General features: G+C 44.9%; 11 protein-coding genes. 9 read left to right on the top strand and 2 right to left on the bottom strand.

From position 1 onward, the window contains the following. Window positions 1–40: 40 nt before the first annotated feature. A complete protein-coding gene (locus JZO70_RS14695) occupies window positions 41–1,426 on the bottom strand; it encodes an ATP-binding protein (RefSeq protein WP_347565166.1) in 1,386 nt (461 codons plus the stop codon). A gap of 13 nt (window positions 1,427–1,439) precedes the next feature. Continuing rightward, window positions 1,440–2,132: a response regulator transcription factor gene (locus JZO70_RS14690; RefSeq protein ID WP_207674413.1), complete on the bottom strand. Its 693-nt coding sequence runs from the start codon at window positions 2,130–2,132 to the stop codon at window positions 1,440–1,442. 218 nt (window positions 2,133–2,350) lie between these two features. Here JZO70_RS14690 and JZO70_RS14685 point away from each other — a divergent pair, with 218 nt between their 5' ends. The 9 genes from JZO70_RS14685 to JZO70_RS14645 all read left to right on the top strand — a co-directional run bounded on the left by JZO70_RS14685 (window position 2,351) and on the right by JZO70_RS14645 (window position 10,891). Continuing rightward, window positions 2,351–3,016: a flavodoxin gene (locus JZO70_RS14685; protein ID WP_207674410.1), complete on the top strand. Its 666-nt coding sequence runs from the start codon at window positions 2,351–2,353 to the stop codon at window positions 3,014–3,016. 137 nt (window positions 3,017–3,153) lie between these two features. Beyond that, on the top strand, window positions 3,154–3,771 hold the full coding sequence (locus tag JZO70_RS14680; RefSeq protein WP_207674409.1) for a flavodoxin family protein: 618 nt from the start codon (window positions 3,154–3,156) through the stop codon (window positions 3,769–3,771). 77 nt (window positions 3,772–3,848) lie between these two features. After that, on the top strand, window positions 3,849–4,622 hold the full coding sequence (locus JZO70_RS14675; RefSeq protein ID WP_207674407.1) for a C39 family peptidase: 774 nt from the start codon (window positions 3,849–3,851) through the stop codon (window positions 4,620–4,622). A 27-nt stretch (window positions 4,623–4,649) separates the two neighbouring features. Then, window positions 4,650–5,672: an alpha/beta hydrolase gene (locus tag JZO70_RS14670; protein ID WP_207674405.1), complete on the top strand. Its 1,023-nt coding sequence runs from the start codon at window positions 4,650–4,652 to the stop codon at window positions 5,670–5,672. An 88-nt stretch (window positions 5,673–5,760) separates the two neighbouring features. Next, entirely contained in the window at window positions 5,761–6,327 is a 567-nt protein-coding gene (locus JZO70_RS14665; RefSeq protein WP_207674403.1) for a cyclophilin-like fold protein, read from the top strand. A 713-nt stretch (window positions 6,328–7,040) separates the two neighbouring features. Further along, window positions 7,041–7,418: a hypothetical protein gene (locus JZO70_RS14660; RefSeq protein WP_207674401.1), complete on the top strand. Its 378-nt coding sequence runs from the start codon at window positions 7,041–7,043 to the stop codon at window positions 7,416–7,418. A 74-nt stretch (window positions 7,419–7,492) separates the two neighbouring features. Beyond that, window positions 7,493–8,371: a DUF2922 domain-containing protein gene (locus JZO70_RS14655; RefSeq protein ID WP_207674399.1), complete on the top strand. Its 879-nt coding sequence runs from the start codon at window positions 7,493–7,495 to the stop codon at window positions 8,369–8,371. 439 nt (window positions 8,372–8,810) lie between these two features. Beyond that, a complete protein-coding gene (locus JZO70_RS14650) occupies window positions 8,811–9,662 on the top strand; it encodes a LysR family transcriptional regulator (protein ID WP_207674397.1) in 852 nt (283 codons plus the stop codon). Between the two features lie 59 nt (window positions 9,663–9,721). Beyond that, complete coding sequence (locus JZO70_RS14645; protein ID WP_207674395.1) at window positions 9,722–10,891, top strand: MalY/PatB family protein; 1,170 nt, start codon at window positions 9,722–9,724, stop codon at window positions 10,889–10,891. The last annotated feature ends 47 nt before the right edge of the window (window positions 10,892–10,938 follow it).

Here is a 10,938-nt window from a genome sequence, read left to right as displayed (position 1 = left end):
CCAAACTTGAGAAAGAACCGAAATTTCGGCAACGCCCTTTTTATTTGCTTGGAATTTCAAACCAGAAACTGGTCCGGCCATTTTTCGAATCGGCGCCATAGGTCATCTGGTGGGCGGTTAAAATGGTACTGACAATGGCTAAGCCAATGCCGGTGCCTTCTTTGTGTCCCCCTTGATGCTGCACTCGCTGGTATCTTTCCCAAATTTCCTTCATTTGATCTTCAGGGATATCGTCGCCGGGATTAATCACGGAAATTTTGATTCGATCCGACAGCTTATCGATTTCCACCGTGATGGTTTCGCCGCTTTTCGTATGATTGATGGCATTGTTTAACAGATTCCGCAGGACCTGGCTCATCTTCATTACGTCCATCTTCAGCGGGATATCCTTGCTGAAGCTGTGAAAATCAAGCGAAATATCGTATTGATAGCCAACACCTTGGGCATATTCCACGGAGGCCTCAATCAGACAGTAAAGATTGGAGGTCTCCAAGTGCAAATCAGAATAGCCCGCCTGCATGATGGAATAATCCATAATATCATCCACCATCTCGCTTAAACGATGGGCCTCCCGGATAATCAGGTCCATATTATTGTTCCGTAGCTCTTCATTATTGCCGGTAACATCCCGCACCATTTCGCCGTAGCCGGTAATCAGGGCCAACGGAGTTCGCAATTCATGGGAAACATTGGCGATGACTTCTTTTCTTAATACTTCCACTCGCTGCAGCTCTTCGCCTAATTCACTGACAGATTCCGACAGCTGGCCTAATTCGTCCTGCCGTTTGACATTAGGTTTCGAGGTCAACAGGCCTTTGGTTAAATCAGTGACGGTATTTTTAATCTGAATAATCGGAGTAGAAAAATGCTTCGACAACACAAAAGAAACAATCGAAGCAACCAGTGTCAGCAGCAAACTGAAAATCAGCAGCTGGTGGCGGTTTAACCGCTGCAACGCTTCGGTCTGAGTAATGTTGTTATACATCAGTAAAGCCACTGGCTGACCTTGATATTCGGTAGGTACGCCAATTACGATTGCGGAGTTTTTAGGAAATTTCTCCACCGTTTTAAGCTCTCGTCCTTCAATGACGGTGCCTGACTCAGCAGTTAACCAATCGTAATGATTTTCTAAGGATGAAGGCTCCAGCTCTTGACCGTTGTTGTAAACGTACAGGACTTCGCCGCTTTCATCAGTTAAAAAAACCAGACCGATAATCGTTTTGCTTAAAAACTTCAGCGGATTTTCACTGCTGTTGGGATCGATTTGATCGATTTCCCGCAGCTCTTCGGCATTTTGCTCCACTCGGGCATAGGAGTCTTCCATAGTAGCCTCGATATAATTCGGTTCAAACAGCAGAATCTGCATCACCCAAAGAAAGATAATGGCAATCGCGACTAAAAGCATGTTGGCCAGCCACAATTTCACCAGCAGCTTGCTTCTAAGGTAATTCTTGAGTGATTTTATTTTCGTCGTATTCAAATTTATAGCCGACCCCCCAAACTGTGGTGATCAAATCACGGTAATTTCCCAGCCGATCCCTCAATGACTTAATGTGGGTATCCACCGTGCGGGTATCGCCGTAATAATTGTAGCCCCAAACATTTTTTAAAATCGTTTCCCGATCCAAACAAATCTGATCATTTTTTGCTAGATAGATCAATAAATCAAATTCCTTCGGCGTCAAAACCAACGGTGTCCCGTCAATGGTTACCGCATGGGATTTTTCTTTGATTTCCAGTCCGCCGAAAATATTCGGGCTGTCCTCGGACTGACCGCTGCGTTTTAAAACCGCTTTAATTCGCGCCATCAATTCTTTCGGGCTGAAGGGTTTTGGTACATAGTCATCAGCACCCAGGTTGAAGCCCAACAGTTTGTCGTATTCTTCTTTGCGGGCTGAAAGCATAATCACAGGGCATTCGGTAAATTTGCGGATTTCTGCTAAGGTTTCAAAGCCATCCTTGCCGGGCATCATCACATCCAAGACAATAATGTCAAAGTTGGTTTGCTCCACCTGGCTGATTGCTTGATCGTAATTTGCGGCTTCTAAACAATGGTAGCCTTCTAATTCAGCGTAGGTTTTTACCAGCGCTCGTAGATGGACATCGTCATCAATAATTAAAATATTTTTCATTTTTACACCTGCCTATATATGTAGGAACTTTACTTGAACTTAGTATAGCACAGGCAACGACGGCATTTTCATGATCTAAAACAAGTTTTCTGAACTTTGTAAGAACCCTCACATTTCTCTCACAAATCAAATTTAAGATGAAGGAGCAGTAAGGAAAAAAGGATAATTTGTGCGTGCCTTAGAGGAAAAATGATGAGAGAATAAAGGAGAGAGAAGATATGAAGAAATTTTTACGAGCAATTTTGATGATCTTGGTAGCGACCGGATTAACGGCTTGTAGTAATGATACGGAGAGCGAGGTAGCTGACGGCAGCGATTCCGGAGCCGCTTCAACCAACGTCGAATTAAGCGAAAATGTGCTGGTGGCTTATTTTACTGAACCAGAAGAAACAGGAACCGACGCCTTGGCTGGTGCCAGCCGGGTAGTAGAAGAGGGAGAAGTTGTGGGCAGTACCCAATTTTTAGCTCAAACCATTAGTGAAGAAACCGGCGGCGAGCTTTTCCGGATTGAAACGGTGCAGGAATATCCCGCCGATCATGATGAACTAGTTGACCAAGGAGATCAGGAACAATCTGAGGATGCCCGGCCTGAACTAACGGCGGAAATTGAAAACCTAGCTGATTACGACACAATTTTTGTGGGCTATCCAAACTGGTTCAGCGATTTGCCGATGCCGATGTATACCTTCTTTGAATCTCATGACTTTGCCGGCAAAACGATTATTCCATTTTCCACTCATGGCGGCAGTGGACTATCGGGGACCATTGAAACGATTGGAGATTTACAGCCAGAGGCCACTGTTTACGGCAATGCGCTATCGATTTCCCGTAGTGAAGTGGCTGATTCCCGGCACGAGGTCGTTGACTGGGTAAATGGCATCTAAAGAAAAAATCAAAAAAACTTTGCCTTGAAGTGGACTCTAGGGGGTAGAATAGATATGTAAGCAAGGTGAGGGCTGGTGAAGTCAACGGTGATTTTGCAGCTTGCTTTGCTGGATGTTCAACAAAAGGAGTGGAGAAAATGAAAGTAGTGTTGATTAATGGCAGTCCAAGAAAGCGCGGCTGTACGTACACAGGGTTAAAAATCATTCAAGATCGTCTAAGTGAGAATCAAGTGGACAGTGAAATTATTCATGTTGGGAATAAACCGATTATCGGCTGTACTGCCTGTCAAAAATGTACTAAATTAGGCAAATGTTTTTATTCCGATGATCTAGTTAATGAGGCGGCGGACAAAATCAGAGAAGCAGACGGGGTCATTTTAGGCTCGGCGGTGCATTATGCCTCTATAACGGGTGCGGCGTCATCCTTCTTCGATCGGTTGTTTTACAGCATGCCGAGTGAGGATTTGCGGCTGAAGTTTGGTGCCAGCGTTGTCAGCTGTCGGCGGGCGGGAGCGAGTACCGCTTTTGATCAGTTGAACAAGTATTTCACTATCCGTCAAATGCCGGTAGTTTCATCCAACTACTGGAATCAAATTCACGGCAATTCTCCGGCAGAGGTGTACCAGGATGTAGAAGGGGTTCAAACCTTGGAAGTCTTAGCCGACAATATGGCCTATTTGATTAAATGCTGCCATGCTTCTAATGTACCGGTTCCCCAAGAGGAGCCTAAAGCCTTCACGAATTTTATTCGCTAATTGTCAATTATCAATAGTATCCGGCTTCACAAGACTTTCGGGTTTTGTGAAGCCTTTCTTAAAAAGGAGGAAGACGTTTGAAGGAGATAGGAAAACTTATCGTGATCACTTTAGCACTTATTTTTACTTTAGAATCCCCCCGCCTGTTTATCCATGAGCCGCAAGTTTACACGGCTGAAGAAACACAGGAGCAGCCCCAAGCTATCCCAGTTCCAGTCAGTGAGCCGGAACCACTTCCTAGTCAAATTCGCTTAGACGTTCCTCTGGAAAATCAATTTGCCGGCGAAGCGCTAGGAAATGGCTGTGAAGTCACGGCTCTGTCGATGCTTTTGCAGTATCATGGTGTGAAAACCGATAAGAATCAATTAGCCGATCAACTGGATTATGTCCCGCTGATCACAGAAAAGGGCAACTACGGCAATCCCCACGAAGGCTTCGTGGGCAATATTTATGAAGGGAAAGGCACGATGGGTGTGGCAGTTGAGCCGATTGCTAAATTAGCCCAAGATATGGTAGGTCACCGTTTCGGCGTATCCGCTGGTTCGAAGGGTGATTTTGATGAACTGATGTCGGTTGTTGCGGCAGGAACGCCGGTTTGGATTGTGACCACGATTGATTTTGAAGTGCCTACGGATGAGGATTTCCGACCTTGGGAAATGGACGAGGGTACCACGACTGTCTCGCCGCTAATTCATGCGGCGGTGATTACCGGTTTTGACCAGGAGAAAACAGTGTATCTCAATGACCCCAACGGCACGAAGGATCGTTCGGTGGATTGGGACAAAATGGAGACTATCTTCAACAAAATGGGTGGACAATTTGTGTACTTGAGTGAAATTAGACAAGTCTGATTTTGAGGAAACGGGAGGCGATACGCCATGTGGAATAAAGCTTCTTGGGTGCTGGTTGGTGTTTTGTGTGCGGCTATTTTAGTGCTGCTTTATTCACGAGGGGAGGCGTCGAATCCTACTATGACAAATTCTTCAGGTGAAGTTACCAATCAAAGCGGTGAAAACGGGCTGTTAACTGTTAATGATCGGATTGGTGATATGACCGATCACCCGGCTTTCGACGGCTTTGGTCAGCTGCTGCTGCCGTGGGACAATCGGACCGTGGATGCTGATATGCCCTTAACCCAAATGGATCAGCTGATGCCTTATCATGGTCAGATTAATCCAGAGAATTCTGTGGCGGCGGTGAATCATTTAATCGAGGAGCAGCAAAACGGCCAAAGGATTTTTTATCCGATTTATGCGGAAGAAGAAATGGCAGGAAATCCGCAGAAACGCAATACTGGTCTGTTCTTTTATCGGGGAGAGGCAGATGCGCCTTATGCGGTGGTGGCGCCAGGGGGCGGTTTTTCCTATGTAGGCTCGTTGCATGAAGGCTTCCCCTACGCGATGGAAATCAGCCAGGCGGGGTACAATGCCTTTGTTTCGAAATATGAGGTAGGCAATGAGCGGATTGCTACCGAGGATTTAGCACGAGCAATTTCGTTTATTGAGGATCATGCCGAAGAACTGGAGGTCTCCACCGAGGATTATTCCTTGTGGGGCAGTTCCGCCGGGGCAAGAATGGTTGCCAATATCGGCACGAATGGTGTGGCTGCTTATGGCGGCGATGCCCGCGAAAGTCCGGCGACCATCGTGACTGCGTATACCGGGCATCGTAATTACGGCGAAGAAGACACCCCGACATTCGCGGTAGTCAGTGAAGACGACCCGATTGCCAGTGCTGACACCATGCGTACTCGAATTCAGAATCTGCAGGACAGTGGAGTCAATGCTGAGATCGTGACCTTTAATCGAGTCGGCCACGGATTTGGCTTAGGGATCGGTACCGAAGCAGAAGGCTGGGAGGACCAGGCAATGGCCTTTTGGCAAAATCAGATAGAACCATAGAAAAGCGGAAAAATCCGCTTTTTTTGTTGCCTTCACGTTAAGGTTAAGGAGTAAGGTAGTAGTAGAAAGAGTTGGAGGGGGGGTTTTATTGAAGAAATTACGCATCCTGTTTTGTTTGATGATTTTAATCATTTTGAGCGGCTGCAGCTCTAGTGTGGATCTGATCGATCAAGAAAGTGATCAGCAAAGCGAGGAAAGCAGTACGGTTCAAACGACGGCAGTCAGTCAAATTTCAACAACCACTTCCAGCACAATTACCGAAAATATCACGAGTCAAACATCTGAAAGCGAGGAAATTACGATGAATCATTTAGTCATTACGGTAGGGAATCAAAGGTTTCAAGGGACTATTAACGAAGGCGAAACTGCAGAGGCGTTTAGAGCCATGCTGCCTTTAACTGTAGATATGGACGAATTGAACGGCAACGAAAAGTATTATTATTTTCCGGGAAATCTGCCAACCAACAGTCAACGAGTTGGCGCAATCAAAAACGGCGATTTGATGCTTTACGGCTCTAACTGTCTGGTTTTATTTTACAAAAGCTTTCCAACTTCCTATACGTATAGCCCAATTGGTGCAGTGGACAATCCCAATGGGTTAGCGCAGGCACTGGGACGCAGAGGGGTCGAGGTGACCTTTGAATTAGCTGAATAATCGTGGGTTGAAGTAAAGGCCTGATCTTCCTTGTCAGTAGTGAAGATCAGGCCTTTTTTTGATGGAGAATAAAACATGCTTCAATCATAAGATACGCAAAAAAAGATCAAATCGTTCACTCAATTTTTAGAAATTTCAAGGGGAAAATTGATAGCAGCAGAGAGAAAGCTTATAATATGGCGACTTCTAGCGATTTTTAGAGGTTTTTCCCCGAAAATGCTCGTTGACTTTTTGGGGAAATATATTTACTCTATAGGCGTAAAAAGAGCAAGCTGAAAGTAAAACCAGAGATGTTTTTCTTGGTTTGGATCTATCATTTAGGAAACAAAGTGACTACATTAAGATAACTGATGTAGTCACTTTGTTTCTGCGGTTAAGTAAAAAGCTCAATTATTAGAATGTCGTTTCTCATTTCAGAATAAAATCCTTTCCGGAGTATAAAAATCGGATGGTTTCGTCTTTATAGGCTGCTATTAAGCGGATGTTGGAGTGTATTTATGCGATGCACAAGGAGCACCCTCTGTTTATTTCAAATAATTCAAACCGGTTATAAAAAAATATCAGCTGAAATCCTTGTATTATAAGCGTTTTTCTGCAACAACGTGAAAAAATATTAAAAAAACGATTGACAATGAGTAAAAGGTGCGGTAGCCTGTAATCGTCGATATCGTACAAAATGAAAACTAGTCAATCAAAAAAAGGAGGCATGCAACTTGCAAGAATTACAAATTTCCCGTCTGTTCACATGGAAGCGCTCTACCGCTGAGGATCGCGTAGGAACCTTCTACAATGAAACCGGGGACTCAAAAAATACCATCAAGTACTTAGTCGCTTTGCAAATTCGCGACGAATTAAGCGTTGAAGATTTCAGCTTCGTGTTGAAGGAATTAGTCCGCCATATTTTCTTAAAAACCAAAACAACTCGCGCCCTGCGCCGCTATTATTATTTATTTCTAGATTATTTTACCGCCAAGGAATGGAAGCACTTAACCTCCCGTCTGTTTACCGTCAAACGCTTTGTCACTGAAAAACTGACCCAACTAATGGACCTGATCGAAGAAGTCCGTCCCGAAGCATTTGCGGTACCTTGACGAGACAGAAATGAAACCGGAAACAACATTGACCAAATTCACATAGATATCCTAACAAAGAGAGGAATGAACCCATGTTAACCTTAAGTACAACCTTTGAAAACGGCATTGGCCGTCGCCATAGCTTTAGTATAAAAGACCCTGATCGCAATAAACCCGCCGCAGAAATTCGCGCGAGTCTGGAAAAATTAGCCAGCCTGAATCTGTTTGAAAAAGACGGCATCAGTATGTTCACGAAAGTCATCAGTGCCAAATTCGTGGAAACGATTGAAACACCGATTTTTGATTTAAGAAATGAAGAAGACTTTGAAGCTGCTCCAGCAGCACCAGTTCAAACAATCGACGTACAGCCGGAGTCTGTCCAAATGGAGGAAGTCCCTGCTGTCGAAGCTCCAGCAACCAACGTACAGACAGCATCAATTCAAGTGGAACAACCATCACGAATCGCATCACAATCAGCAGCTGCTCTGATGCAAGCAAGTGCACCACATGCAGCACCAACAAAGTCAGCACCAATCCAAACCCAGGACAAACCAGTCTCACAAGGAGGTACACTGCAGATACGTGTTACCGTCCCAGAGGATTATCAACCGAACCAAATGTCCGATGAAGAATTGGAGGCCTTATTAAGAACCGGCCTGCCAGAAGGGGCGAATTTGGAGGACTTTAGCCTGGATGATATTGTCATAACCATGCCAGAAGGAGCAGACGCAGCGCCACCGCTCATACCAAACGCGACCGTCACCGATCAACTGACCAGCGCACCGGCGGGGCAATCCGTCGAAATGATCGAAGAAGTCGAGGAAGATCCAGCAGAAGAAAAACGCTCTGGCTGGTTCCCGAAACGCAAAAAAGGCACCAATCCGTTAGCTGGATTTTCTGCCGATAAACGAAAACGCAAAAAAGCCATCAATCGTTGGAAACGGGAAAAGAATAAGGACAAAAAGGACTAGCTTGCTCTGTTTCAACCAAAGGAAAACGATCGATTTCTTTGGTTGAAGCTGACCGCAGCTCTGGCAAAGTGTTCCGTGCGAATGCTTATTTAGGCATGGTATAAAACAAGCAAGCATCCACCATCAGGCAGGGTTACCTTTTCTTAATAACTTCCTGTCACCGTAAAATTAAGCTAGAACCACTAGCTAAAGGGCGAAACAGCTGTGAGACGACATGCGCAGGTCGTTCTCACAATTGTTTGCGAAGCCCTAGATTTTTCCTCACACTTTCCTCACAAACTCCCTCTAGTATTGGGGTATATAGATACAGCTAGGGGAGTGAAGTCAGAGACGATCTGAAATTGTCTTGATGATTCATGGAAGACCCCTCCCTCAGTCTATTCAACAAAAAGCTAATTAGCAGCAGTTTTTGTGTTTAGAAATCAGGAGGATGAGCTAGATGGAGCATAAATGGTTGGATTCTTTTGTGACAATCGTGGAGCAGGGTAGTCTCAAGGCTGCTGCCGCGCGGTTGAACGTAAGCCTCTCAGAACTAACTGAACACCTATCAACTTTAGAAAAACAATTGAACATCCAAGTGTTTGAAAACAATCAATTAGTCTTGACTCCAGCAGGAGCGGATTTGTTCGCTGAAGCAAAAGAAATATTGGCTTTACTGAACTACTCTTTTAGTCAAATGCGTCAGACGGAACTGTCGATTGCCATGATGGACAGTCATGTGTTGCCGCAGCTGTTGAGAGTGAAACGAAAAATGGCGGAAGAAACGACGCTGCAGTCGATTCACTTTGTTCAGGAAAAACAGCAGACCATTTTGGAGCTTTTAGACCAGCAGCTGATTGATTTTGGCTTGATTACCGGCTCCTTTGACCAGGAAAAATTCGACAGCTACCTGTTTCCGACTACAGATCGTTGGGGGGTTTTGCTGCCGAAAGCAGGTCATCCCAATGTGTTATCGGTGGCCGAGCTGAGGGAAAAGCCCTTGCTGGTGCCTAAAAAAGACCAGCTGTCACCAGAACTGCATCAAGAAATCGCAGACCGGTTGGAGGATTTTCGAATTGCCGCGGTCTATGAATCATTAGTAGATGCGCTGTATTTAATCGATGCGGAAATGGGCTATGGGGTCGTCAATGATTACTTAATTGGCGAAGGCTATCAATTCATCCCTTTTAATCCACCAGTAGAAGCGAATGTTTATTTAGTGTGGAAAAAGGAAAATCCGCTGCCCCACTATAGTCGAATGTTTTTAGCTGAATTAAGAATGTTGGAGCTGAAAAATCAACTATCCTCTTGACTTAAAGTAAAGGTTAAGGTCTATACTTACCGTAAAGTTCAAGTCATAAGGAGGTAAGTATGGAAAAATTCGACCAAGCAACCAATCGGTTTCAAACAAATTCCTACAAATGGGAGGTATCCGAAGGTGAGCTGCCGATGTGGGTGGCGGATATGGATTTTCAAACAGCACCCGTCATTATCGAAGCCATCAAAAAGAGGACGGATCACGGGATTTTTGGCTACAACTCAGTTCCACCTGAATTCAACCAGGCAATTGCCAGCTGGTGGAGTCGTCGTCATGGATTAATCCTGAATGAAGATTGGATCATGTTTTGTACCGGGGTGGTTCCAGCGATTTCCTCGATTGTCCGCAAGCTGACTAAAGTTGGCGACAATGTGGTGATTTTGTCACCGGTTTACAATATTTTCTACAATTCGATTGTCAATAATTATCGTGAAGTGCTGTCTAGTGACCTAGTTTATAACGGTGCTGAGTACACTATTGATTTTGCGGATCTGGAAGCCAAGCTGGCGGATGAGAATACTTCATTAATGATTTTTTGCAACCCTCATAACCCGATCGGGAAAATTTGGGATGCGGCAACCTTGGAAAAAGTCGGACAGCTGTGCTTGAAGCATGGGGTGGTAATTATCAGTGACGAAATTCATTGTGACCTGACTTTTCCTGGTGAAAAGTACACGCCTTTTTATGCGGTTTCTGAGGAGGTCGTTAACAATGTCATTATGTGCTGTGCCGCTACCAAAGCCTTTAACATGGCCGGTCTGCAAACAGCGGCGATCGTGGTGAAAAATGAAAAGCTGCGGAAGCTGGTGAATCGCGGCATTAATACTGATGAGGTGGCCGAGCCCAACAGCTTTGCCATTCAAGCCGCGATTGCCGCTTTCACAGAAGGTGAACCGTGGTTGGAGGAATTAAATCAGTATTTATACCTCAATCGGCAATACATTGAGGGCTTTATCGCTGAATATTTACCGGAGATTACTTTGGTAACGAGTAAAGCCACCTATTTAGCCTGGTTGGACTGTTCCCAGCTGACCAAGGATGCTGAAAGCCTGTGCCAGTTTATCCGGGAGAAAACCGGATTGTATCTAACCGCTGGAGCGATTTTTGGCGAAAATGGTCGTGGATTTATCCGCTTAAATTATGCGACGAATTTTGCTCGGGTAGAAGATGGCATGCAGCGTTTATTGTCTGGTGTGCAACAGTTCAAAGAGAATTCCGCTTGACTTGGAGTTGACTCCAAGGTGTAGACTGAACCGGTAGTCAAAGGATG

The sequence above is a fragment of the Candidatus Enterococcus moelleringii genome (genome assembly GCF_017377575.1).
GTDB lineage: Bacteria > Bacillota > Bacilli > Lactobacillales > Enterococcaceae > Enterococcus_A > Enterococcus_A moelleringii.
The sequence above is the reverse complement of the archived record's forward strand: the minus strand, read 5'-3'. Positions and strand labels throughout refer to the sequence as shown.

Bases quoted from the DNA above. Each gene is read 5' to 3' on its own strand.
- JZO70_RS14690 (WP_207674413.1), bottom strand. From the start codon at position 2,132: ATGAAAAATATTTTAATTATTGATGACGATGTCCATCTACGAGCGCTG.
- JZO70_RS14685 (WP_207674410.1), top strand. From the start codon at position 2,351: ATGAAGAAATTTTTACGAGCAATTTTGATGATCTTGGTAGCGACCGGA.
- JZO70_RS14680 (WP_207674409.1), top strand. From the start codon at position 3,154: ATGAAAGTAGTGTTGATTAATGGCAGTCCAAGAAAGCGCGGCTGTACG.
- JZO70_RS14670 (WP_207674405.1), top strand. From the start codon at position 4,650: ATGTGGAATAAAGCTTCTTGGGTGCTGGTTGGTGTTTTGTGTGCGGCT.
- JZO70_RS14655 (WP_207674399.1), top strand. From the start codon at position 7,493: ATGTTAACCTTAAGTACAACCTTTGAAAACGGCATTGGCCGTCGCCAT.
- JZO70_RS14650 (WP_207674397.1), top strand. From the start codon at position 8,811: ATGGAGCATAAATGGTTGGATTCTTTTGTGACAATCGTGGAGCAGGGT.
- JZO70_RS14645 (WP_207674395.1), top strand. From the start codon at position 9,722: ATGGAAAAATTCGACCAAGCAACCAATCGGTTTCAAACAAATTCCTAC.